Annotated in this window: 19 protein-coding genes (1 of these 19 cut by a window edge); 9 read left to right on the top strand and 10 right to left on the bottom strand. The window is 65.8% G+C overall.

Annotated elements, in window-relative coordinates:
• The first annotated feature begins 77 nt into the window (after nucleotides 1-77).
• Nucleotides 78-947: an LOG family protein gene (locus tag AC57B5_RS28530; protein ID WP_013801619.1), complete on the top strand. Its 870-nt coding sequence runs from the start codon at nucleotides 78-80 to the stop codon at nucleotides 945-947.
• 69 nt (nucleotides 948-1,016) lie between these two features.
• Here the strand turns inward: AC57B5_RS28530 and AC57B5_RS28525 are convergent, their stop codons facing one another.
• From AC57B5_RS28525 to AC57B5_RS28500, 6 genes are all read right to left on the bottom strand, one after another.
• On the bottom strand, nucleotides 1,017-2,198 hold the full coding sequence (locus AC57B5_RS28525; RefSeq protein WP_013801618.1) for an MFS transporter: 1,182 nt from the start codon (nucleotides 2,196-2,198) through the stop codon (nucleotides 1,017-1,019).
• A 1-nt stretch (nucleotide 2,199) separates the two neighbouring features.
• On the bottom strand, nucleotides 2,200-3,690 hold the full coding sequence (locus AC57B5_RS28520) for a DNA recombination protein RmuC (RefSeq protein WP_034398730.1): 1,491 nt from the start codon (nucleotides 3,688-3,690) through the stop codon (nucleotides 2,200-2,202).
• Nucleotides 3,691-3,800: 110 nt separating this feature from the next.
• Nucleotides 3,801-4,808, bottom strand: coding sequence for a 2-hydroxyacid dehydrogenase (locus AC57B5_RS28515; RefSeq protein ID WP_034394999.1), 1,008 nt, complete (start codon nucleotides 4,806-4,808; stop codon nucleotides 3,801-3,803).
• A gap of 37 nt (nucleotides 4,809-4,845) precedes the next feature.
• Nucleotides 4,846-6,273, bottom strand: coding sequence for a sodium:proton antiporter (locus AC57B5_RS28510; protein ID WP_496400760.1), 1,428 nt, complete (start codon nucleotides 6,271-6,273; stop codon nucleotides 4,846-4,848).
• A 61-nt stretch (nucleotides 6,274-6,334) separates the two neighbouring features.
• Nucleotides 6,335-7,555, bottom strand: coding sequence for a nicotinate phosphoribosyltransferase (gene pncB, locus AC57B5_RS28505; protein WP_012206539.1), 1,221 nt, complete (start codon nucleotides 7,553-7,555; stop codon nucleotides 6,335-6,337).
• Nucleotides 7,556-7,670: 115 nt separating this feature from the next.
• The gene (locus AC57B5_RS28500) at nucleotides 7,671-8,132 is read right to left on the bottom strand and encodes an acyl-CoA thioesterase (RefSeq protein WP_034394994.1); all 462 of its coding nucleotides are present in this window, start codon (nucleotides 8,130-8,132) and stop codon (nucleotides 7,671-7,673) included.
• Between the two features lie 323 nt (nucleotides 8,133-8,455).
• On the opposite strand from AC57B5_RS28500, the gene AC57B5_RS28495 reads away from it, so the two are divergent.
• From AC57B5_RS28495 to AC57B5_RS28485, 3 genes are all read left to right on the top strand, one after another.
• Nucleotides 8,456-9,004, top strand: a complete 549-nt coding sequence (locus AC57B5_RS28495) for a phasin family protein (RefSeq protein WP_013801612.1) — start codon at nucleotides 8,456-8,458, stop codon at nucleotides 9,002-9,004.
• Between the two features lie 300 nt (nucleotides 9,005-9,304).
• Complete coding sequence (locus tag AC57B5_RS28490; RefSeq protein WP_496400759.1) at nucleotides 9,305-10,351, top strand: extracellular solute-binding protein; 1,047 nt, start codon at nucleotides 9,305-9,307, stop codon at nucleotides 10,349-10,351.
• A 131-nt stretch (nucleotides 10,352-10,482) separates the two neighbouring features.
• Nucleotides 10,483-11,241, top strand: a complete 759-nt coding sequence (locus AC57B5_RS28485; RefSeq protein WP_013801611.1) for a 3-hydroxyacyl-CoA dehydrogenase — start codon at nucleotides 10,483-10,485, stop codon at nucleotides 11,239-11,241.
• Nucleotides 11,242-11,394: 153 nt separating this feature from the next.
• Here AC57B5_RS28485 and AC57B5_RS28480 read toward each other — a convergent pair whose 3' ends face one another.
• Entirely contained in the window at nucleotides 11,395-12,249 is an 855-nt protein-coding gene (locus AC57B5_RS28480; RefSeq protein ID WP_496400758.1) for a N(5)-hydroxyornithine transformylase PvdF, read from the bottom strand.
• Nucleotides 12,250-12,270: 21 nt separating this feature from the next.
• Complete coding sequence (locus AC57B5_RS28475) at nucleotides 12,271-13,986, bottom strand: cyclic peptide export ABC transporter (protein WP_496400757.1); 1,716 nt, start codon at nucleotides 13,984-13,986, stop codon at nucleotides 12,271-12,273.
• Nucleotides 13,987-14,231: 245 nt separating this feature from the next.
• Here AC57B5_RS28475 and AC57B5_RS28470 point away from each other — a divergent pair, with 245 nt between their 5' ends.
• The 5 genes from AC57B5_RS28470 to AC57B5_RS28450 all read left to right on the top strand — a co-directional run bounded on the left by AC57B5_RS28470 (nucleotide 14,232) and on the right by AC57B5_RS28450 (nucleotide 19,630).
• Nucleotides 14,232-15,197 carry an alpha/beta hydrolase gene (locus AC57B5_RS28470; protein ID WP_496400756.1) on the top strand — a complete coding sequence of 322 codons (966 nt, stop codon included), beginning with the start codon at nucleotides 14,232-14,234 and terminating at the stop codon, nucleotides 15,195-15,197.
• A gap of 149 nt (nucleotides 15,198-15,346) precedes the next feature.
• Nucleotides 15,347-16,459: a GNAT family N-acetyltransferase gene (locus AC57B5_RS28465; RefSeq protein ID WP_496400755.1), complete on the top strand. Its 1,113-nt coding sequence runs from the start codon at nucleotides 15,347-15,349 to the stop codon at nucleotides 16,457-16,459.
• A gap of 11 nt (nucleotides 16,460-16,470) precedes the next feature.
• The gene (locus AC57B5_RS28460; RefSeq protein ID WP_496400754.1) at nucleotides 16,471-17,769 is read left to right on the top strand and encodes a lysine N(6)-hydroxylase/L-ornithine N(5)-oxygenase family protein; all 1,299 of its coding nucleotides are present in this window, start codon (nucleotides 16,471-16,473) and stop codon (nucleotides 17,767-17,769) included.
• A 214-nt stretch (nucleotides 17,770-17,983) separates the two neighbouring features.
• A complete protein-coding gene (locus AC57B5_RS28455; protein ID WP_012206549.1) occupies nucleotides 17,984-18,583 on the top strand; it encodes an RNA polymerase sigma factor in 600 nt (199 codons plus the stop codon).
• 12 nt (nucleotides 18,584-18,595) lie between these two features.
• Nucleotides 18,596-19,630 (top strand): FecR family protein, encoded by a 1,035-nt coding sequence (locus AC57B5_RS28450; protein WP_310637888.1) that lies wholly within the window; start codon nucleotides 18,596-18,598, stop codon nucleotides 19,628-19,630.
• Nucleotides 19,631-19,706: 76 nt separating this feature from the next.
• Here AC57B5_RS28450 and AC57B5_RS28445 read toward each other — a convergent pair whose 3' ends face one another.
• The gene (locus tag AC57B5_RS28445; RefSeq protein ID WP_349614607.1) at nucleotides 19,707-22,112 is read right to left on the bottom strand and encodes a TonB-dependent siderophore receptor; all 2,406 of its coding nucleotides are present in this window, start codon (nucleotides 22,110-22,112) and stop codon (nucleotides 19,707-19,709) included.
• 210 nt (nucleotides 22,113-22,322) lie between these two features.
• Nucleotides 22,323-24,251: the 3' end of a non-ribosomal peptide synthase/polyketide synthase gene (locus AC57B5_RS28440; RefSeq protein WP_496400753.1), read on the bottom strand. It continues 15,171 nt past the right edge of the window; the window shows 1,929 of its 17,100 coding nt (coding positions 15,172-17,100); its start codon lies off the right edge, out of view; the stop codon is at nucleotides 22,323-22,325.

Below are 24,251 nucleotides of genomic sequence, written 5' to 3'. Positions count from 1 at the left end.
ATCATCTGCGCTGGCAACGCATTTGATGGAACGGCCACAGGCGTGGCCGCCCTGGGTTTTTCTGTGTACGAGGGTTCATGCAAATCTCTTCCCCCCTGACCGATACCGATCTGGCCAACGGCTGGTCGGCCCTTCACAACCAGGCGCACAACGGCATGGCATTGCAGCAGAATTCCAATCGCCTCGCCTTCGCGGACCCGGAATTCATGTTCCGCCGCGAGACCCGCGGCATCCGCATGCAGCTGGAGCTGCTCAAGCCCGACCTGGCGCAGATCGAACGCGGCATAGAAAACACCGTCGTGGTCTATGGCAGCGCGCGCTTCGTGGACCTGGAGCAGGCCGAGCAGCAACTGGCCGACGCGCAGGCCAGCGGCGATGCACAGCGCATTGCAGTGGCCGAGCGCGCCGTGCGCAACGCCCACCGCTACGAGCAGGCCCGCGCCTTCACGCGCATCGTGGCCGCCGACAGCCTGAACCAGCCGCCCGAGGAGCGCCTCTATATCTGCACCGGCGGCGGCCCCGGCATCATGGAGGCGGCCAACCGTGGCGCCCATGATGTGGGCGCACCCAGCATCGGCCTGAACATCGAGCTGCCGCACGAGCAAAACGGCAACCGCTTCATCTCGCCGGACCTGAGCTTCAAGTTCCACTACTTCGCCTTGCGCAAGATGCATTTCATGATGCGCGCCAAGGCCCTGGTGGCCTTCCCCGGCGGCTTCGGCACGCTGGACGAGCTGTTCGAGGTGCTGACCCTGATGCAGACCGGCAAGACGCATTCCGTGCCCGTGATCCTGTTCGGCACCGAGTTCTGGAAGCGCCTGCTCAACATCGACCTGATGATCGAGGAAGGCACGATCTCGCCCAAGGACCTGCAGCTGTTCCGCTATACCGATGATCCGGTGGAGGCCTGGGCGCTGATCAAGCAGTTCCACGCTGGCGGCTGGTAAGCCGCAGCGGCCGGCAGGCCGCCACCGCATCGCAAGGCGATCTGCGCACCAAGGCGCAGGTCGCCTTTTTCATTCCGGCTTGCGCGGCGGCAATCCCATGAACCAGGCCGTGCGGATGCCCGAGGCCACGGCTGCGCCCACAACCCAGAACAGCGCAGACACGCCGATCAGCGCCCCCGCCGAGCCGAACAGCACGGGCATGGCCACGCTGGAGGCATTGATGGCCATGAGCCGCAGGCCCAGCGCCTCGCCATGGCGGTGCTCGGGCGTGATCTGGTGCAGCATGCTCATGACCATGGGCTGCACCGAGCCCAGCGAAAAGCCCAGCAGCACCGAGCACACGCCCATGGTCAGTGCCGAGTCCATGAAGGGGTACAGCGCAAAGACGAAGGCGGTGATGGCCATGGCGCCGGAGATCACGGCGCCTTCGCGCAGGCGCTCGGCCACCAGCGGCATGGCCAGGCGGATGGCGGCGGCCGCCACGGCAAAAATGCCCAGCAGCGTGCCGATGACCGAGGCGCTCAACCCCTTCTCATGGCCCAGCAGCGGCAGCACGAAGGTGTGCACATCCCAGCACGCCGACTGCAGCCAGTTGACCAGCAGCAGGTTGCGGAAGTTGCGGTCGCGCAGCAGGTCCCAGGCATGCTGCTTGGGGCCGCCGATGGGCGCGCGCACGGGCGGCAGCTCCTGCGTGTGGCGCACCCAGCTCCAGGCCAGCACGGGCACCAGGGCCAGCAGGCCGAAGGCGACGCGGTAGCCCATGGTGCTGCCCTCGCCTCCAAAATTCGCGTGATCGATCAGCAGCCCGGTGCTGAAAGGCCCGATGAAGTTGGAGATGGCCGGCCCTATGGCCAGCCAGCTGAACACCTTCTTGAGCGCCAACGCATCGTGGGTGACCCGCCCCGCATGGCGCTGCACGGCAATCACCACCGCGCCGCTGGCTCCGCCCGTCAGCAGCGCCACCAGGCACAACACGGGATAGACCGGAAACGCCAGCGCCAGCGCGCAGCCGCCGCTGGCCGCCAGCATGGACAGGAAAAACGGCTTGCGAAAACCGTGCTTGTCCGCAAAGCGTCCGGCCGGCAGCGCCAGGAACACCTGGGTCAGCGCAAACAGCGCCAGCAAGATCCCCACGGCCGCCGCGCTGTAGCCCTGCTGCAGCGCCAGCAAAGGCGCGGCCAGCCGCATGCCGGCCATGGTGGCGTGCACGCTGACCTGGGCCATGATGACTTTGAACAGCGCCAGATTCATCTCAGTCCTGCTCCGACCCTGGCTCCATGCCTGCCGCCGTGTCCTTGTCGTCCGGCAGACCGGGCAGCCCTGCGCTCGAGGCCGGCGCGGGCAGCTCCTGCACATCGCGCAATTGCCGCTGGATGGCGCGCGTGCGAACACCCACCTGCTCGAAGCGCTTGGCGGCGGCATCGATGGATTTGCGCGTGGCATCCACCACCTCGCCGAACTTGGCGAACTCGGTCTTGACCTGGCCCAGCACGGCCCAGACCTCGGACGATCGCTTTTCGATGGCCAGCGTCTTGAAGCCCATCTGCAGGCTGCTGAGCATGGCCGCCAGGTTGGCCGGGCCGGTGACCATCACGCGGCAGCCGTTCTGTACGGCCTCGACCAGGCCGGGGCGGCGCATGACCTCGGCAAACAGGCCTTCCGTGGGCAGGTAGAGCACGGCAAAGTCCGTGGTGTGGGGCGGGCTCACATACTTGCCATGGATCTTGCGGGCCTCGAACTTGATCGATGCCTCGAAGGCATTGCCGGCCGAGGCAATGGCGGCCTTGTCGGCCGCATCCTGGGCGTCGAGCAGGCGCTGGTATTGCTCGACCGGGTACTTGGCATCGATGGGCAGCCAGACCGGCGTCTCGTCGCTGCGCCCGGGCAGGCGGATGGCGAACTCCACCATGTCGTCACTGCCGGGCACGGTCTTGACGTTGCGCGCGTACTGCTCGGGTGTGAGCACGTTCTCGATGATGGCGCCCAGCTGCAGCTCGCCCCAGGTGCCGCGCGTCTTCACATTGGTCATCACGCGCTTGAGATCGCCCACGCTGCCGGCCAGTGTCTGCATCTCTCCCAGGCCCTTGTGCACCTGCTCCAGCCGGTCGCTGACCAGCTTGAACGATTCGCCCAGGCGCTGCTCCAGCGTGGCATGCAGCTTCTCGTCCACCGTGCGCCGCATCTCCTCCAGCCGCGCCGCGTTGTCCGACTGGATGGTGGCCAGGCGCTCGTTGAGCGTGCCGCGCAGCTGTTCGGCATGGACCTGGCTGGATTGCGCCAGCCCGCCCAGCTGCTGCTGGATGTCGTTCTTGAGGGAGTCCAGCGTGCTGCGCGTGGTCTGCGCCAGCGCCTCGAAACGCTCCTGCACATGGGCGTTGAAGCGCTGCGTGCTTTCGCCCTGGGCCTCGCGGGCCTGGGCGCTGTCGGCGGCCAGCCGCACGGTGAGCCGGCCCAGTTCCATGCGAAAGGCTGCCAGCGCCTCGCCCTGCTCGCGCCGCGCGGCCTGTGCATCGAGCTGGGCCTGGGCCAGATGGGCCTGCAGCTGCTGCGACACGCGGTCCAGCCCGCCGTCGCTCTTGGCCACGGCCATCTGCGTGGCCTGGGCGCCGCGCTCGAGCTGCTGCAGCCGCACATCCAGCATCTGCAGCGCCTGCAGCAACTGCTGCGGCGCCACCCCGTCATCGCGCTGCGCCGAGCGCCTGCACAGCAGCCAGATCACGGCCGCCTGCCCCAACAGCAGCACGGCCCATGCCGCCCACCACACTCCGGATATCTGGGTCAAGATCTTGCTTCAGCTCCATGCAGCGGGAAGCGGCCAGCGCCTGCCTTCCCGCGATTGTCGGGATACGGCACTCAGGCCTTGGCGCGCGCGCCTGCGGCCGCCGCCTCGGGCTGGTTGACGGGCGTGCGCGGGCCCTTGCCGCTCAGAAAGTCGATCAGGTTGTCGGCTGCCAGCTCGGCCATGGCGCTGCGCGTGCCCATGGTGGCGCTGGCGATGTGCGGGGTCAGCACGACATTGGGCACGGTCAGCAGGTCGGGATGGACCGAGGGCTCGCCCTCGAACACGTCCAGGCCGGCGGCGGCAATGGTCCTGTCGCGCAGCGCCCTGGCCAGCGCCGCGTCATCGACAATGCCGCCGCGCGCGATGTTGATCAGCGTGGCCGTGGGCTTCATCCTGGCGATCTCGGCCGCGCCTATGGTGTGGTGGTTTTCCTTGGTGTAGGGCAGCACCAGCACCACATGGTCGGCCATGGCCAGCAGTTCGTCCTTGCCCACGTAGCCGGCCTTGCATTCGGCTTCCAGCTCGGGCGACAGTCGCGAGCGGTTGTGATAAACCACCTTCATGCCGAAGCCATGCGCACCGCGCCGGGCAATGCCCTGGCCGATGCGGCCCATGCCGATGATGCCCAGCGTGCTGCCGTGCACTTCCGAGCCGGCAAACAGGTCGTAGCGCCAGGAGTTCCACTTTCCGGCGCGCAGGTAGTGCTCGCTTTCGGTCACGCGGCGGGCCGTGGCCATGAGCAGGGCAAAGCCGAAGTCGGCCGTGGTCTCGGTCAGCACGTCGGGCGCGTTCGTGCCCTGCACGCCCGCTGCCGTCATCGCGGGCACGTCGAAGTTGTTGTAGCCCACGGCCATGTTGGCCACGACCTTCAGGCGCGGGCAGGCCGCCAGCAGTGCCGCATCGATGGTCTGCGAGCCTGTGGTCAGCACGCCGTCCTTGTCCTGCAGATGCGCGGCCAGCTCCTGCGGGCTCCAGACCACGTCGTCCTGGTTGGACTCGACCTCGAAGTGCTGCTCCAGCTTGCGCACCACCTCGGGCGGGATGGCGCGGGCGATCAGGATGCGGGGTTTGCTTGCCATGTCTGTCTCTTTCCTTGTCTTGGCGGGAGGCGGTTCTTCAGCGGAACCAGATGAAGCTCATCAATACGAACAGCGGCACCAGAATGCCCAGCGACCAGGCCATGTAGCCGAAGAAGCTGGGCATCTTCACGCCGCGCTCCTCGGCAATGGCCTTGACCATCAGGTTGGGCGCGTTGCCGATATAGGTGTTGGCACCCATGAACACCGCGCCCGCGGAGATGGCCGCCAGCGTGGAGGCCATCGTGGTCATCAGCTGCGCGGCGTCGCCCCCTGCGGTGTTGAAGAACACCAGGTAGGTCGGCGCGTTGTCGAGGAAGGAGGACAGCAGGCCCGTGGCCCAGAAGTACATCAGCGGATCGGGCGTGCCGTCGGCGCGCGTGACGGCACCCACGATGGCGCCGAACGGCCCGCCCGTGCCCGCCTTGAGCATGGCGATCACGGGGATGATGGTCAGGAAGATGCCCGCGAACAGCTTGGCCACTTCCTGCATCGGCCCCCAGCCGAATTCGTTGGCCTGGTGCACGCTGCGCGGCGTGAGCCGCAGGGACAGCAGCGCCACCACGATCAGGCCCGCATCGCGCACCAGCCCCGGCAGGCCCACATGCGTGCCGGCCAGCACCAGCCCCGCATCGGTGCGCCACAGGCCGCTCATCAGCACCAGGGCCACCACGGCCAGCAGCAGCGCGAAGTTCACGCTGCCATCGAAGCCCAGGCGGCTGGCGCGGCCCGAGGCGTCGATGCTGGGCGTGGGATCGGGCAGTTCCGCCTCGCCGGCCTTGCGCAGCAGCCAGGTGTCGATCGCGTAGAAAAGCGCCAGCAGCACGCCGACCAGGAACAGGGTCTCGGTGAAGATGTGGCGCACCGTCCAGAAGAAGTCCACGCCCTTGAGAAAGCCCAGGAACAGCGGCGGATCGCCCAGCGGCGTCAGCGAGCCCCCGGCATTGGAGACGATGAAGATGAAGAACACCACCACATGCACCTGGTGCCTGCGGTTGTCGTTGGCGCGCAGCAGCGGCCGGATCAGCAGCATCGATGCGCCCGTGGTCCCCATGAAGCTGGCCAGCACGGCGCCGATCGCCAGGATGGCCGTGTTCAGCCCCGGCGAGCCCTTGAGATTGCCGCGCACATAGATGCCGCCCGACACCGTGTACAGCGCCGTCAGCAGGATCACGAAGGGCAGGTACTCGGCCAGCAGCGCATGCACCAGGTTGGCCAGGGCCGCGCCCGCACCGAACACCGCCGCAAAGGGCAGCAGGAAGGCCAGCGCCCAGGCCGCCGTCAACTTGCCGAAATGCCGGTGCCAGAAATGTGGCGCCGCCAGCGGCACCAGGGCGATGGACAACAGCATGCCCGCAAAGGGCACACCCCAGAGCACCGACAGCTGGCCGCCATCGATCTCGGCCGCCAGGGCCCAGGAGGGCACGCAGGCGACAAGCAGCACCAACAATCCACGCAAGGCCTTCATGGTCCCGTCTCCTCTTTGTTCTGTATTCACTGTCCCCTCCTGGCAGCGGGCCGCGCAGCGATCAAGTCTGTGCCGCGGGCGCCGCGATCTCGAACACCTGGCGCAGATAGGCCAGGTATTTCTCGTCGTCGCACATGCTCTTGCCCGGCGTGTCCGAGAGCTTGGCCACGGGCTGGCCGTTGCAGCGCGTCATCTTGATGACGATCTGCAGCGGCACATGGTCGGGCGCGTCGCCCAGGTCATTGGTCAGGTTGGTGCCGATGCCAAAGGCCAGCTGGCAGCGCCCGTGGAAGCGCTGGAACAGCTCGATGGTGCGCGGCACCGTCAGGCCGTCGCTGAAGATCAGCGTCTTGGTCAGCGGATCGATGCGGTTGGCGCGGTAGTGGGCCAGCAGCCGCTCACCCCACTCGAACGGATCCCCGCTGTCATGGCGCGCGCCATCGAAGAGCTTGCAAAAGTACAGGTCGAAATCGCGCAGGAAGGCCGACATGCCGTAGACGTCCGACAGCGCAATGCCCAGGTCGCCCCGGTACTCCCGCGCCCAGGACTCGAAGCCGAAGATCTGGCTGTCGCGCAGGCGCGGGCCCAGGGACTGGCAGGCCTGCAGGTATTCATGGGCCAGCGTGCCCAGGGGCCGCACGCCCAGCTTCATGGCATACAGCACGTTGCTGGTGCCCGCGAACTGCCCCTCGGACTCCGCGGATGCGCCGGGCCGGCCCAGGCGTGCGCACAGCACGCGCAGCACCTCTTCATGCCAGGCCCGCGAAAAGCGGCGGCGCGTGCCGTAGTCGGCAATCTTGAGCTGCTCCAGGCCCGGCTGCTGCAGCAGCGCGATCTTGGCATCCAGCCGGCGCCGGCCCTCGGGAAAATCGGGCACCGGCTGGGTGTTGCGGAAGTACACCTCGTTGACGATGGCCAGCACGGGAATCTCGAACAAGATGGTGTGCAGCCAGGGCCCGCGGATGGTGATGTCGATCTCGCCATTGGGCAGCGCCTGCACCGTGACGCACTTCTCGTTGAGGTGGAACAGGCTCAGGAAATCGACGAAATCGCTCTTGATGAAGCGCAGCGAGCTCAGGTAGGCCAGCTCCGCATCCTGGAACCGCAGGCTGCACAGCGAGCGGATCTCGGCCCGGATCTCGTTCACATAGGGCGCAAGCTGCACGCCGGGATTGCGGCACTTGAAACGGTACTCGACCTGTGCCCCGGGGAACTGGTGCAGCACCACCTGCATCATCGTGAATTTGTACAGGTCGGTATCGAGCAGGCTGGTGATGATCATGGACAGAGCCGGGCGGTAAGCGCCCAAGCGGTCAGATGGCAGACAGCTTTCGAGTGTAGGCCATCCACACGCCGCCGCGCTGCGAGCGGGCGCCTTGCATGCGCCCCGAACGCCATCAACCGCGCAGCAACGGCTCCAGCACCCGGCGCAGCGCCTGTGGAATCTGGGCAGGCCGGCGCGTCTGCCGGTCCACATAGACATGGACGAAATGCCCGGCTGCGGCCGACAGCGGCTCACCCTGCGCAAACAGCCCCACCTCGTAGCGCACGCTGGAGCCGCCGATGCGGGCCACGCGGATGCCGGCCTCCACCTCCTGCGGAAAGGCCAGCGGGGCGAAGTAATTGCATTGGGTCTCTATGACCAGTCCTATCGTCTCGCCCGCATGAATGTCCAGCGCGCCCTGCTCTATCAGATGGGCATTCACCGCCGTATCAAACCAGCTGTAATAGACGACGTTGTTGACGTGCCCGTAGACATCGTTGTCCGACCAGCGCGTGCTGATGCGTCGGAATGCCGCATAGGCCGAACGGGGCTGCGGCGCGGGGCGGCTCGGGGGCGATTCATTCATGGCGGCCATTGTGCCGCCGGCCGAATGCGCCATGTCCCCGGCCACTGTCGCCATCACGACGCGCACTGCGGCCAATCACTCGCCAGGCGAGTAAGCATGCCAACTGAAAAATGTCGTCAAACCGACATAAAACCAATTCAAAATCAAAGACTTACAAAAAACCCACAGCTTTCCGAATTTTTTTGCTGCACCGCAGCATCAGGTACTTGATTCCTTTTTTGCAATCCCTACAATAAGACCCATGCTGCACTGCAACATGACACTCAGTCAGGTCAGCGCAGGCAATTCCCCGTAACCCGAGACCCCTGTGGTCCGTTTTTCTGGAGACTGACATGAGCTTGACCCCTGACCAAATCCTGAGCGCACAAAAGGCCAACCTGGAAACCCTGTTCGGCCTGACGAGCAAGGCCTTCGAAGGCGTTGAAAAGCTGGTGGAACTGAATGTGACCGCCTCGCGCGCCGCACTGACCGAAGCTGCCCAGCACACCCAGGCTGTCCTGAGCGTCAAGGACGCACAGGAACTGCTGTCGCTGCAGGCCAACCTGTTCCAGCCCCTGGCTGAAAAGACCGCTGCCTACAGCCGTCACCTGTACGACATCGCCAGCGGCACCGGCGCCGAACTGGCCAAGACCTTCGAAAGCCAGGCTTCCGACCTGCAAAAGAACTTCAGCGCCCTGGTGGACACCACGGCCAAGAACGCACCCGCCGGTTCCGAAACCGCCGTTGCCGTGATGAAGAGCGCCGTGTCGGCTGCCAACAATGCCTTCGAGTCGGTGCAAAAGGCCGTCAAGCAGGCTTCGGACCTGGCGGAAGCCAACTTCACGGCCGTGACCAACACCGCCAACGAAGCCGTCCAGTCGGCCCAGACCCGCAAGCGTTGATCACGCTGTCTTACAACGGGGCTGCGTGCAAGAATCAGTGATTACCCGCATAATTGCACGCATCCCGGGTCGAAAGACCTGACCAGTTGTCTCCTTGGATCCTCTTGAAACCCCCGTTTCTGGATCCTTTCAAACCCAGTCTTTGGACTGGGTTTTTTTTCGTGCGCTTTTCGCGCGCCAGGGCTCGCGGCCCACCAGGGACCACCGCGCACAAGCCCTTAGACGGGCCCCACCCTTTATTAAGAACAATTCGCGTTTGACCTATCATCGCGCTTTGCCAACAAAGAGAGGCCTGTCTTCATGTCGAAATCCCGGAAAGCCCTGTTTGCCGCTTGCGCCCTGGTGGCTGCCGGCACAGCCATTGCCGACTCCCAGGTCGTCAACCTCTACTCCGCGCGCCACTACTCCACGGACGAGGAGCTGTACAACGGCTTCACCAAGGCCACCGGCATCAAGATCAACCGCGTGGACGGCGACGACGCCGGCATCATTGCGCGCCTGAAGGCCGAGGGCCAGGCCTCGCCGGCCGACGTGATCCTGCTGGTCGATGCCGCACGCCTGTACCGCGGCGAGGTCGATGGTCTGTTCCAGCCCATCCACTCCAAGCTGCTGGAAGACGCCATTCCCTCCAACCTGCGCGCCCAGCCAACGGCCGATGGCATCAGCTGGTTCGGCCTGTCCACACGCGCCCGCGTCATCGTCTACAACAAGGCCAAGGTCCAGCCCGCCGACGTGCAGAACTACGAATCGCTGGCCGACCCCAAGTTCAAGGGCCAGCTGTGCATCCGCTCGGGCTCGCATCCCTACAACCTGAGCCTGTTCGGCACCGTGGTCGAGCACATGGGCGACCAGAAGGCCGAGGGCTGGATCCAGGGCATGAAGGCCAACCTGGCCCGCCCGCCCAAGGGTGGCGACACCGACCAGATCAAGGCCGTGGCCTCGGGCGAATGCACCATCGGCGTGACCAACAGCTACTACCTGGCGCGCATGATGCGCTCGGGCAAGCCTGAGGACCAGGCCGTGGTCGGCAAGATCGGCGTGGTCTTCCCGAACCAGTCCAGCTGGGGCACGCACCTGAACATCGCGGGCGGCGCCGTGGCACGCCATGCCAAGAACAAGGACAACGCCGTCAAGTTCCTGGAGTACCTGGCCAGCCCCGCCGCCCAGAACTACTTTGCCAACGGCAACAACGAGTGGCCCGCAGCCAAGGGCGTGGAACTGGACAACCCCGCACTCAAGGAAATGACCGGCGGCAAGCCCTTCAAGAGCGAGACCATCCCGATCACGGCCGTGGGCAAGAACATGACCAAGGTCCAGCAAATGCTGGACCGCGCCGGGTTCCAGTAACCCCCATCGCGCCCATCACCAGCCCGGCACTGCCGGGCTTTTTCTTGGGCGCGGCATGGCTGCGGCCGGGGCTGCATGCATAATTTGAGAGTTACGTTTACGTCAACGTCAGATAACCAAGGAGACATTCCATGCAGATCAAGGACCGGGTATTCATCGTCACGGGCGGCGCCTCCGGGCTGGGCGAAGGCACGGCGCGCATGCTGGCGGCCGAGGGCGGCAAGGTGGTGATTGCCGACATGCAGGCGGACAAGGGCGAAGCCGTGGCGCGCGAGATCGGTGGCGTCTTCGTCAAATGCGACGTGAGCCAGGAAGCCGATGGCCAGGCCGTGGTGGACAAGGCCGTCAGTCTGGGCAAGCTGGCAGGCCTGGTCAACTGCGCAGGCATTGCGCCCGCCGAGAAGACCGTGGGCAAGAACGGCGCGCACAACCTGGCGCTGTTCTCCAAGACCATCACGGTCAACCTGATCGGCAGCTTCAACATGATCCGCCTGGCCGCCACCGCCATGTCGGCCAACGAGCCCGAGAGCACGGGCGAGCGCGGCGTGCTGATCTCCACGGCCAGCGTGGCGGCCTACGACGGCCAGATCGGCCAGGCGGCCTATGCGGCTTCCAAGGGCGGCGTGGTCGGCATGACGCTGCCCATTGCGCGCGACCTGGCGCGCAACGGCATCCGCAACATGACGATTGCCCCCGGCATCTTCGGCACGCCCATGCTGTTCGGCATGCCGCAGGAAGTGCAGGACGCGCTGGCCGCCGGCGTGCCCTTCCCCAGCCGCCTGGGCACGCCCCAGGACTATGCCAAGCTGGTGCGCCACATTCTGGACAACGACATGCTCAATGGCGAGGTGATCCGGCTGGATGGGGCCATTCGTCTGGCGCCGAAGTAAGCACCCCCTGAGCGGCTGCGCCGCTTCCCCCTCTCTTTCTCGCTTCGCGAGGGAGGGGGACGACACCCTCGCGGCGGGGCGGCGCGGCCGGCATAGGCCCTTGCTCGGTGTCCCTCGCTTTGGGCCGTGCCGGTTTTTGAGATACGCGCGTTGTCACACCGTGGTGTCTGCAGGCGTGTCTGCAGGCGCTCTGGCCATCATCTCCAGCCCCTTGCGCAATGCAGGGAACAGGCTGTGCTGGAAATTGTTCCAGCGCAGTTCGAGGATGGTGTCTTCGGGATCGATGTCGGTGCCCAGCACGTCGGCGATGACTTCGCCGGAGTCGATGCCGTTGTCCACGTAGTGAAAGGATGCGCCGGTCTTGAACAGGGGCGGGACCGGGCGCTGTTCCATGGTCTTCCAGTCCACGATCTTGTAGCCCTGCGCGCCATGCAGCGCGTCCAGCGTGGCGCAGGCGCCCCGGCGTTCATAGGGTGACTCCAGCCGCGTGATGCCGGGATGGATGTTGGCAATCCTGCGGTGGAACAGGGCCCCGGGCCGCACGAGCCGGTCCAGGATGACGAGCAGGCCGTCCAGCACCACCAGCTCGGCACCCAGCTGCACCAGCCTGTCCTGCAGTTGTGCCTCGAACATCTGTTTGCCCGCGGCGCGCTGCGGATCGTTCAGCGGCAGGCGCCGGTAGGAGGACGGCACGGCCATGAGCAGGTCATTGACCCTGCGCCCCTGGATGCGCAGGTCCGGCGGATAGAACCAGCGACCGCCCGGCTGGTAGCTGAAGCCGTAGTCGCCGATTTTTTCGCGGTCGCGCGGCGAGGCCTCGTCGTCGTCGTGGATCACGGCCTCCAGGCTGTAGATATCGCCCAGCGGGCTGGTGTCCAGCAACTCGCCCAGGTATTCGAGCGGCGACTTCATGTAGCGCGTTGCGCCCTTGTAGGCGATGTGCTGGCCGGCCTGGTCGGCGGCGGCGTTTCTCAGGGACCAGATGTAGACGAGTTTTGTCTTTGCCATGTTCGTGGATTCAGCAGGAATTCAGATGTCGGCCAGCGCGCCTTGACTGGCGGGACTGGCCGATGCAGCCGCCACCGGCTGCGCCCCGTCTTGCGGCAGGACCATGCGGCCGGCCTCCATGCGCACGATGCGGTCGGCCAGGTGGAAGTAGCGATCGTCATGGGAGATGACCACCAGCAGGTGGCCCCTGGCGCGCAGCTCGGGCAGCAGCTCGGTGTAGAACAGGTGGCGGAAGCTCGGGTCCTGGTCGGCCGCCCATTCGTCGAAGACCAGCACGGGCCGGCCCTCCAGATAGGCGTGGACCAGGGCCAGGCGCTTGCGCTGGCCGGTGGACAGGTCGATGGTGCTGAAGCTGCCGTTGCGCACGCTGACCTTGTGGGCGATCTCCAGCCGCTGCAGGTAGGGCAGCGCGGCCTCGGGCAGCGCGGCGGCCTGGCCCTCTTCGCCGCCGGCCACCAGGTCCTCGAACAGGTAGAAGTCCGAGAACACCGTGGTGAACAGCTGGCGGTAGTCGTCGCGCGACAGGGCCGTGACCGGCTGGCCGTCATGCAGTATCTCGCCCTGCTGGGGCGCATACAGGCCCAGCAGCAGCTTGATCAGCGTGGTCTTGCCCGAGCCGTTGTCACCCACCACAAAGACCAGTTCGCCCTTGCCCAGCTTCAGGTCGATGGGGCCGATCTCGAAGGCCTTGCCGCCTTCGGGCGCATCGAAGGCATAGCGCACGCCCCGCAGCTCCAGGCCGTGGTCCAGGCGGACCTCGCCGGGCGGGCTGTCCAGGTGCAGGTGCGGCTCGGGGCTGGCAAAGCGCGCCGACAGGTCTGCAATGCGCTGCAGCGCCACCTTGGCACGGCCCAGGTTGGGCAGCGCGCCTGCGATCTGGTCCATGGGACCCTTGAGGAACAGCAGCACCAGCACGAAGCCGCTGAGCACCACGGGCTCGGTGGTGCGCAGCGCGGCCCAGCCCAGGATGAGGGCAATCAACAGAAAGAACAGCGCCGAACCGAAGGCCGTGGCCAGCACATAGGTGTTGATGGCGCGGCTGTTGATGCGGCGGATGGCATCCACGGTGGAGCCAATCTGCCCGTCGAAGATGCGGCCCCGGCGCGCGCGGTGCATGCGCAGCTCCTTGGCGCCTTCGCTGATGGCGCGGTAGGCCTTATGCAGCACTTCCTCGTGATCGCGCGCCTTCCAGAACCCCGCCACGCCGCGTGACTGCGCCAGCGCCTGCAGGCTGACGCCCAGCACCAGCGCCACCACCAGCATGGCAAACAGCGGCGGAGACAGCAGGGCCAGGTAGGCCAGGCAGCCCAGCGCAATGGCCAGGGCAATCACGTTGGAGGCCAGCACGAAGGCCACGTCGCTGATCATGTCCACGTCCTGCGTGAGCACGGGCATGAGGCGGTGCGTGCGGTAGCGCTCCAGCGCATCGATGGGCGCGGCCAGGATCTTGCCGGCCAGCTCCTTGCGCAGTTGGGCCACCAGGCGCTGCCCCACGAAATTGCCCGACATGTCCGACGTGGCCCGGCACACCAGCACGGTGGCACACAGGGCGATGAAGGTCAGCAGCAGCCCGCCCGCCAGCCCACCGGGGCGGTTGAGCACCTGGTTGATGGTCGCCAGCAGCGCCACCGTGGCCCCACCCGCGCAAATGCCCGTGACCACGGACAGCGCCATCCACGGCAGGAAGGGCCTGAGCAGGCGCAGTACCTCGGAGGGCGGTCGGCTGGCGTTTTCCATAAGGGATTCCTCTGGCGCCCATGGGCGCATGACCTTGCAATGCCGGCGCGGCCCGGCGTTTCCTGGAGCGCGGCGCACGACGAGCGCTCCCTACTCCCTGCAAGACGTGCGTGCGCCAAAAATGTTCACCGCCCAGGCGATGAACAAATTCCGCCGCCCTGCGTCATCACGAAGAAGGGGCAGCGCGGGCGCCATGCCCTGCACCGGCCCGCTTTGCCTTGTCTGCCGCACACCCGAAGGACGCCATGGCTCTCCACCCCGACCTGCAAGCATTTCTTGAACTCGCCAACGCCCAGGCATCCGGCCGCCCGCGCATGAGCCAGATGACGGCAGCGCAGGCGCGCGCCGCCTACGACAACGCCACGCTGGCGCTGGACCTGCCGGGCGACGATCTGCCCACCGAGGACCTGGATCTGCCCACGCGCGACGGCGCGCGTATCCGTGCCCGGCTCTACCGCGCAGCCCCTGAACACACAGCCGCGCCCTGCCTGCTGTTCTTTCACGGCGGCGGCTACGTGCTGGGCGGGCTCGAATCGCATGACAGCCTGTGCCGCAGCCTGGCGCTGGGCACGCCCTGCAATGTGCTGGCCATCGACTACCGGCTGGCGCCAGAGCACCGCTTTCCCACCGCCTTCCTCGACGCAGAGGACGCCCTGGCCTGGCTGCTGGAGCACGGCGGCCGCCATGGCCTGGACGCGCAGCGCCTGGCCATTGGCGGCGACAGCGTCGGGGGCACGCTGGCCACGGCCCTGTGCGTCGCCGCGCGCGACGCGGGCATGCCCCAGCCCTTGCTGCAGTTGCTGCTCTACCCCTGCACGGCAGCGCAGCAGGACAGTGACTCGCATGCGCGCCTGGCCACCGGCCATCTGCTGGAAGGTGACACCCTGGCCTGGATGTTCGGCCAATACCTGCGCAGCGATGCGGACCGGCAGGACTGGCGCTTTGCCCCCCTGCAGGCATCCGACCTGGGCCGGCTGGCCCCCACGCTGATGGTGCTGGCCGAGTACGACCCGCTGATCGACGAAGGAAAGCGCTATGCCGAGCGGCTGCAGGCCGCCGGCGTGGCCGTGGACCTGCAGATCTACGCCGGCATGGTCCATGACTTTGCGCGGCTGGGCGCCGTCACCGAAGAGACCGAGGTGCTGCGCGGCCAGCTCTGCAAGGCACTGGCCCATGCCTTCCAGGCGGCCCGCAGCCCGGCCCTGGCATGAACGGCCCTGGCATGAACATTTGCCGCTCCTGCGCGTCATCCCGGTCATGAGGCTGCCTTGTGTCCCTCGTGTCCCTTGTGCCCCTTGTGCCCTTGCCCGAGCCCCGACCCGTGTCCCGCACGCGGGGCACTCCATCTGAAAGAGTCCACGTGCGTCCAGTCGAAGCCACCGCTACACCGTCACCAGACGCCTCCGGCGCCAGCTACCTTGCGCATGCCGGCGCCGAGACGATCAGCGTCTTCGGCGATGGACAGCGGCTGCGCCTGGAACGTTCGGGGCCCGTGGATGCCGGCAGGCCCGGCAAGCACAGTCTCTGGAACCTGTCGCCCACGGCCGCGCCAGGCCTGATGCAGCTGCAATGGCTGGGACCCTGCTCGGGCATGCCCGAAGCGGATGAACTGCTGGCCGCGCTGCAGGCCGGCTTTGGCCTGCATCCCGATGCGCAAGCCATCGAGCTGTCCCTGCCCCGGCTGCCGCCCGGCCTGCGCGACAGCATTGCCACAGTGCAGCCGGGCCAGGCCCCGTGCGTGGCAAGAAGCGTGCTGTGGCAGCAGCCCCTGTGGCTGCCCCGCCCGCGCCCGCCCTATGCCCTGCACTACACGATCAGCGAAGGCCGGCGCCACCCCGTGCGCCTGCACAAGCCGCGCGGCGAGGTCTACCGCCGCTTCATCCCCTGGCTGGGCCGCACGCTGAGCTTTCGCACCGTGGAGCCCGAGGCCGACCTGCCCCTCATCCACCGCTGGATGAACGACCCGGTCGTCGCGCATTTCTGGGAGGAAAGCGGCGACCTTGCCCACCACCGCGCCTACCTGCAGCGCATGGCCGGCGACCCGCATGCGCTCGGCCTCATCGGCTGCTTCGACGCCGAGCCCTTCGGCTACTTCGAGGCCTACTGGGCCAAGGAAGACCGCATTGCCCCCTTCTATGACGCGGGCGACCATGACCGGGGCTGGCATGCGCTGGTGGGGGAGGCGCGGTTTCGTGGCCAGCCCTACCTGACGGCCTGGCTGCCCTCGCTGTCGCACTACCTCTTTCTGGACGACTGCCGCACGCAGCGCATCGTCGTGGAGCCGCGCGCCGACAACCGCAAGATGCGCAAAAGCCTGCCGCGCTGCGGCTATGCGCTGGTCAAGGAATTCGACTTCCCGCACAAGCGCGCCGTGCTGGGAGTCCTTCTCAGGGAACGCTTTTTCGCAGACGCCTTGTGGATACCGCAGACCGACGCAGCCGCGCCGGACGCACTGGACGCATCGACCCAATGAAAGGACCTTCCATGCAAACCCACCCGCTGATCGGCATCGGCTTCGGCCCCTCCAACATTGCCCTGGCCATCGCCCTCAAGGAGCGCGAAACCGCCGCGCGGGCCATGCACCCCGTCTTCATCGAAAAGCAGCCGCGCTTCGCCTGGCACCGGGACATGCTGCTGGAGCAGGCCCACATGCAGGTGTCCTTCCTCAAGGACCTGGCCACGCTGCGCAACCCCACCAGCCGCTTCACCTTCATCAACTACCTGCACGAGAAGGGCCGGCTGCAGGACTTCATCAACCTCAAGACCTTCTTTCCCAGCCGCCACGAGTTCAACGACTACCTGGCCTGGGCCGCCTCCAAGTTCGAGGACCGCTGCGTCTACGGCCAGGAAGTCATCGAGGTGCTGCCTGAAAAACGCGACGGCAAGGTGGAGCTGCTGCGCGTGCGCTCGCGCGATGCGGCCGGCAACGTGCATGAGCGCGTGGGCCAGAACCTGGTCATGAGCATCGGCGGCACGCCCAGCATTCCCGAGCAGTTCAAGCCCCTGCGCGGCGATGCGCGCGTCTTCCACTCCAGCGCCTACCTGCGCAGCATTGCCGAGCATGCCAGGCCGCTGCGCATCGCCGTCGTGGGCGCGGGCCAGAGCGCCGCCGAAATCTTCATGGACCTGCACGGCCGCTACGCCACGGCCGAGATCGACCTGGTCATGCGCGCCCGCTCCATCCGCCCCTCGGACGACAGCCCCTTCGTCAACGAAATCTTCAACGCCGACTTCGTGGACCATGTCTACAGCCGCCCGCATGACGAGCGCGGCGCCCTGCTGCGCGAGTTCTGGCACACCAACTACGCCTGTCCCGACCTGGAGCTGATCGAGAGCATCTTCAAGGTGTTCTATGAACAGAAGGTCGTCGGCGATACGCGCCACCGCTTCCTGCGCCGCCACGAGGTGCAGGAAGTGCGCGCCGCCAGCGACGGCATCCACCTGGGCCTGCGCGATCTCAACAGCGGCATCGACCATGCATCGCGCTACGACGTGGTTGTGCTGGCCACCGGCTATGCGCGCGAGCACCACAAGACCCTGCTGGACCCGCTGGCCCCCTACCTGGGCGACTTCTCCGTGAGCCGCGACTACCAGGTGCACACCACGCCGGACTTTCGCCCCGCCATCTTCCTGCAGGGCGCCTGCGAGGGCTCCCACGGCCTCAGCGACACCCTGCTGTCCGTCACTTCGGTGCGCACCGGCGAAATCGGTGAAGCCCTGCTGGCAGCGCAAGCCCAAAGACCCGATGTTGCGCGCACAGAACAGCTGGCGCTGCAGGATTGAAAGATCGCACAGGGCATGATGGCGCAGGGATCTCCCATGCCATAATTTGAATGCAAACCATTTGCATTTGAATTTGAATCACCTGCGCCGCTGAATCCCATACCCGCTGCTGCACCGCCCCGGCCCTGGCCGGGGTTGCAGCATCCGGTAGGCCCTTCTCTGTACGGACCCAGGGGTTCCAACCCATCGCCCTTGCGGAAAGGCAGGTATCCGGATGCGTGACCTGATCCAGGAACTCGTGGCTCACTATGGCGATCTGCGCCGCCAGCTCACGCGCGATCTCCGAGATCCGCACTATGCGGCCGACATCGCGCAATCGAGCTTCGAGCGGGTCTATGTGCACGCCCTGGGCCTGCGCAGCGGCAAGAAGGCCGAAACCCTGCCCGACGCCGGCATCGAATCCCCACGCGCCCTGCTGTTTCGCGTGGCACGCAATCTGTGCATCGACGACGCGCGCAAGCGCAAGACCGCCCAGGAATGGACGCGCCAGCAAATGGTGGTGCAGCACAGTGCGCCCTCCAGCGAAACCCTGGCCGCCCAGCGCCAGATCCTGAACCGCGTCGTCCAGGCGCTGGAAGGCCTGCCGCCTCGCCGGCGCGAAGTCTTCATCCTCTTTCGCGCCCATGGCTACACGCGCGCGGAAATCGCCGATCAGCTCAACATCACCGAAATGGCCGTCGCCAAGCACATGGTGCGTGCCACGCTGGACTGCTCGCGCGTGCTGGCCCAGCTGCGCTCCGAACTGATCGAGGACCATGCGCTGGGCAGCGCCATGGATTTCGACAACAGTACACTGACCGACGACGCATCCTGACTCCCCCTTTCCATGGCAAGTGCACCTAGCGAGCGCATGGTCGAGCATGCGCTGACGCTGATCGTTCAAAGCGAAATCGCTCCCGACCCGGTGGCCGACCAGGCCCGCCTGACCCTGGGCGAATGGCGCGGGAAATCAGCCCGGCACGATGCCGCCGCACGCGAGGCGCACCTGCGCTGGAACCTGCTGGGCGGCATGTCCGGCGGCCTGCGCGAGCAGTTCCAGGAAACCGCCCTGCTGGCCGACCGGGCCTCGCGCTCCACCCAGGCTGTCCGGCGCCGCAAGCTGCTGCTGTCCTTCGCCGGGCTGCTGGGCACAGGCGCGCTGGCGGGCCGGGGCGCCTACTGGTACTGGCAGCAGCCCATACACACCTCGGCCTACGCCACGCGCAACTCGCAAATCCTCAAGATCACTCTGGCCGACGGCAAGCTGCCGCTGCAGGCCAGCCTGGTGGAACTGGCGCCCCAGAGCGCCATTGCCGTGACGCTCTACCGCCAGCGCCGCAGCGTGTCGATGGCCCGGGGCGAAGTGCGATTCGACGTGGCCCCCGATCCCGACCGGCCCTTCGAGGTCATCACGCGCGAGGCGCGCATTGAGGTCGTGGGCACGGTCTTCACCGTGCGCGACCGCGGTGGCCCCGTCACCGTGGGCGTGGAGCATGGCCATGTCAGGGTCCGGGTGCTGGGCAGGGATGCGCAGGATGCGACGGGCCCGGCGGCGGCAACGCTGGACCTGCTGCCCGGCCAGATCGTGGACATCCGCAACGGCCAGGCCGAGGCCGTGCGCCAGGCCGATGCCGCCACGCTGTCCGCCTGGCGCGAGGGCTGGCTGGTCTTCGAGAACACCCCGCTGGCCGAGGCCCTGGCCACGGTCAACGCCTACCGCACCCAGCCCATAGAAGCCGCCGATGCGCGCGTGGCCGCGCTGCGCCTGACCGGGCGCTTTCGCGCCAATGACTCGGCCGGCCTGCTGGCCGTGCTGCCGTCCATCCTGCCGCTGAGGGTGCGCCCGCAGGCCGGTGGCGGCGTGCAGTTGCAGGCGCTCTGAACGACGCCTTCGGTTCCCCGACAAAGAAAAGGCCACGGCCGGATCGCTCCAGCCGTGGCCCATGGCCCATGCCCGCTTACCAGCGATAGGTGGCCGTGCCGATCACCTTGCGGGGCTCGCCGTAGAAGCAGCCGTAGGTGCAACCGGAGACATAGGTCTTGTCCGTCAAGTTGGTCAGATTCAAGGCCAGGCGCCACGGGCCTGTGGTGTAGCTGACCATGGCATCAAAGACGGTGAACGCGGGAACCGACACGGGAACGCTGTGCGCCATGCCACGGGTGCGGCCTATGTAGCGTGCACCAAGTCCGACCTTGAGCTGCGGCAGGCCGAAGTCACCAAAGCTGTAGTCACCCCAAAGCGACAACTGGTTGTAGGGCACATTGACCAGCCTCTTGCCGACCTCGCCTGGCTGCAGCGGGCTGGCCTCAGTCGTGCGCGCATCCGTATAGGCATAGGCGGCAATGATGTTGGCATTGCGTCCCACAGATCCCCGCGCCTCCAGCTCAAAGCCGCGCGAGCGAACTTCTCCGGCCTGGATGCCGAAACTTCCGGTGGGATCCTGGGGATCGGCTACCAGCAAATTGTTTCTGGTCAGTTGATATACCGCGGCAGAGAACGTAGCATTCATTTCACGGGGCTGGTATCTGACACCCGCTTCAACCTGCTCGCCCTTGGTGGGCTTGTAGCGGCTGCCAAGGCGGTCCCGACCCGCTGTGGGCTCGAACGATTGGCTGAAGCTCACAAAGGGAGCGACATTGTTTTCTGCCAGATAAACCAGGCCAAGGCGCCCGGTAAATGCTGTGGTTTTCTCATTGTCTGCAATGGACTCACCCGTGAAGAAACTGCTTTCGTTGTAGCGAACGGAGTCATATCGCCCGCCGACCAGAAACACCCATTTATTGGATATCTTTATCTGATCCTGAGCATAAACACCCAGACGTTTCATATCCGATTTCCATGAGCCATCAACCCGGCTGATGGGCCCGAAAGGCCCTCCATATATCGGATTGAAAACATCGAGATTCGGCAATGACTGCCTGTAGCGCTCAGACTCATGCTTTGGCAACGTGTAGTCGAAGCCAGCCAATATCGTGTGCCGGACGTTGCCCTGGTCCAACTTGTACTCCAGGGAGTTGTCCATCACGAAGGCAGAAGACCTGTCCCAGCGCGTCTGTGCTGCGCGTCCCACAAGCGATCTCTGGTCGCTGCTCAGTCCCCATCCCGCTGCACTCCGGTAGGTCACATTCGCATCGAAGTAACGCATGCTGCTCCTGAGTTTCAGGCGTTCCGAGAATGCATGCTCCAGCAGGTAGCCAATGGAGTATCGCTCCAGCCCGTACTTGTCGAAGCCTGGCTCGCCCGTGAATCTTTCCGGAGGAATCCTGCCATTGGGATTGGGCAGCACCGTTCCCGGTCCCGGCAGGCCGTTGACGTAGGCAGTGCGGTCTTTCTGATACTCCATGAGCAAGGTCAGCGAGGTTGCCGCATTGGGCTGCCACTTCAGGGAGGGGGCAATGTACGTTCTATCATCCGGGGTATGGTCTATGAACGTATTGCTATCACGCTGCAGGGCCGTTATTCTATAGGTCAGCTCTCCAGTCTTGTCCAGCGATCCTGAAAAGTCACCTGAAACCTGTTTGTGGTTGAAACTGCCAATTTCCACATTCAGTTCACGAATAGTTTCAGCCGTGGGCCGCTTGCTGACCGTATTGATCACCCCGCCAGGAGCGACCGATCCATAAAGTACCGAGGACGCGCCCTTGAGCAGTTCAATGCGCTCCAGTCCGTACGGCTCCTGTCTTCCGTTATAGATATTTACCGTGTACAGCGTGCCATCCCGATAAATTCCGTCCGTGCGGAATCCTCGAAGAAACAGGCTGTCCGTGGTTCTGTCCAGACCCTCGGCACGGTTGACGCCTGCGGCATATCCCAGCGCATCCTGCAGGCTCTGGTATTTGAGTGTTTCTATTTCCGAGGCGCCGATGATGGTGATGGATTGCGGCGTTTCCAGAGTCGGCGTATCGGTCTTGGTACCGGTTGCACTGCGCTTGGCGGCATAGCCCTTGAGCGGGCCGCTTGCGGCTTCGCTGTCCGTGACCGTCACCGTGGGCAAGGTGAATGCAGAACTTGGCGTGCCCGCGGAACGACGCACCGCAAAACCGCCGTTTGCGGTCTTCGTGGCCTCCAGCGAAGTCCCTGCAAGCATCTCACGCAAGGCCTGCTCCGAACTCAGTTTGCCGGACACCGCCCGCGACTGGACCCCTGTCACGAGATCGCCGGCAGCGAACATCTGGGCTCCGGTCTGACGCGACAGCTCATTGAGCGCGGAGGCGAGCGACTGCGCCGGGATGTTGATTTCAAAGACCTGGGCAGCACTCTGCCCGGGCGATTGGGCAGCAGCAAGAGGAGACCAAAGCGAGGCCGAGCCGAAGGCGGCGGCCAGAGCAATGCTCAGCAGATGTTGACGAGGCATAGGACACATGATTGACGGGCTTCAGATTCATTGAACAAGATTGATTACCAACCAGATGCGCATTCAGCCTGGTGCCTGAACCAACACATCCTGGCCTGTAAGACGTACGCGCGCCAAAAACGGAGACAATCTGTAACGGGGCAACGACCGGATCAAGCAGGCACTGCGGCCCCGCAGCCCCCTTGGCGCGGCAACAGCAAGGCCAAGGGGCGGCGCGGATCATCCTGGCTCGAACTCGCAGGCCAGCAGCTCGAACAATTGCGCAAGCAGGCCGGCATCCCGCAGCATGGAGAAATGGTCGGCATCGATTTCCGTACCCTGCACATCATCCTGCCGCAGCTGCTGTCGCAACCTGGTGCGGTCGCTGACGTTCCGGCCCTCGCTCCACCACAGCTGAGCCATGCCAGCCACTGGCCTGAGCCTCTCGGTCTGCAATGACAGGTGCTTCAGATGCAGCGCCGTCATGAAGGTCTGGGCCAGATCGGCCCCCTCCATAGGCACGCTGCCTTCGGCCAGATTCGCTCCCGCGCGGGCCGCAGCACGTCCCAGAGGCCCCGCCAGAAGGTCGGCGCTGGGCTGGGGGACGGTGCGGACCTCGGCCACATCATCGATATCTGCGTGGGGAAGCAGGTGGCTCACAAAGGCCAGGAAATCCGGCCACCAGTCATCGGACGAGGTCTGCCCGGCCTCGGGAACGAAGGGATCGACCAGTCCCAGCAGTCCCAGCGTCTGGGCCTGGGCCTCCAGCCGGGATGCCATCAAGGCCACAAGGCTGCCGCCCAATGACCATCCCAGCAGGTGGTAGGGCCCGCTGGGCTGAACGGCGCGGACCATGCGGCAGTAGTCATCGGCCATCTGTTCCAGCGAATGGTCCAGGTGGTCTGGCGCAGACAGACTGCGGCAGGCGATCGCATACACGGTCCGCACGCCGTTGAGCGCCCTGGCCAGCGGCTGGTAGTCGAAGATGGTTCCAAAGCCCGCATGGATGCAGAAAAGCGGTGGCACCCCCTCGCATACGGCATTGAGAGCGATCAGGCCTGCAGCGCGTGTCTCCTGTTCGGCGCCCAGACCCAGCAGGCCGGCGATCGTGGGCCGTTGCAACAGATCGCGCAGCTTGAAATCCAGCCGCCGGTTGCCGAGCTTGCGCACCTTGGCGTGCATCTTCAGGCTGAGCAGCGAATCTCCGCCCAGTTCGAAGAAGTTGTCGGTCTCGCCCACCCGGTCCACGCCCAGCACCTCCTGCCATACCTTGGCCAGCGCACGGGCCTCGTCCGTCGAGGGCGGCACGAAAGCTCTCGCACCCTTGGCCTCGGGCAGGGGCAGTGCATGGCGGTCCAGCTTGCCGCTGACAAGACGAGGCAGGGCGGGCAGCGGCACGCAATGCGCCGGCACCATGTAGTCCGGCAGGCGCTCGGAAAGCTGCTGGCGCATGCGCTGACCTGCACGGTTGTCCGCTGCCAGGCCGTCCAGCACCAGATAGGCCACCAGTTGACGGCCAGAGGCAGCCTCCTGCACAACCACGGCGGCATCGGCAACGCCGGCCAGCGCGCGCACGGCCTTCTCCACCTCGCCGAGTTCGATGCGGAAGCCCCGGATCTTGACCTGATGGTCGGCACGGCCTATGTACTCGATATTGCCGTCATCCATCCAGCGCACCAGGTCGCCGGTCCGGTACAGGCGCCCGCCCTGCGCATCGAACGGATTGGCGATGAACCGCTCGGCGGTCAGTGCACTGCGCCCGAGATAGCCGCGCGCCAGACCGTAGCCTCCGATATACAGCTCGCCCACCCTGCCGGCCGGCAACAGCTGCATGTCCTCGTCCAGCACGTAGACGGAACGTTCGCCCACGGGCCTGCCTATGGGTGCATAGGCGCACTCGAAGCGTTGATCGCCGCCGGTGCGCCAGATCAACGGCGTCACCACCGTTTCCGTGGGTCCATAGCCGTTGATCAGCCAGCGCGGCCGCAGATGGGTGGACACCTTGTCGTAGGCTGCCTTGGGCATGGCCTCTCCGCCAAAGACATAGAGTTCCACCTCGGGAACATCGTCGCGCGGCGCGGCCCAATCGGCGATCTCGCCAAGGTAGGCAGGCGGGAAGGCCGCCGTGGTCACGCCATGGCGTTGCAGCGCCTGATAGGACTGCTCGGC

Source organism: Delftia sp. BGA-UO-ETr-SB1, assembly GCF_059567865.1.
Note: the sequence above shows the minus strand (reverse complement) of the source record. Positions and strands in the feature narration are given on the sequence as shown.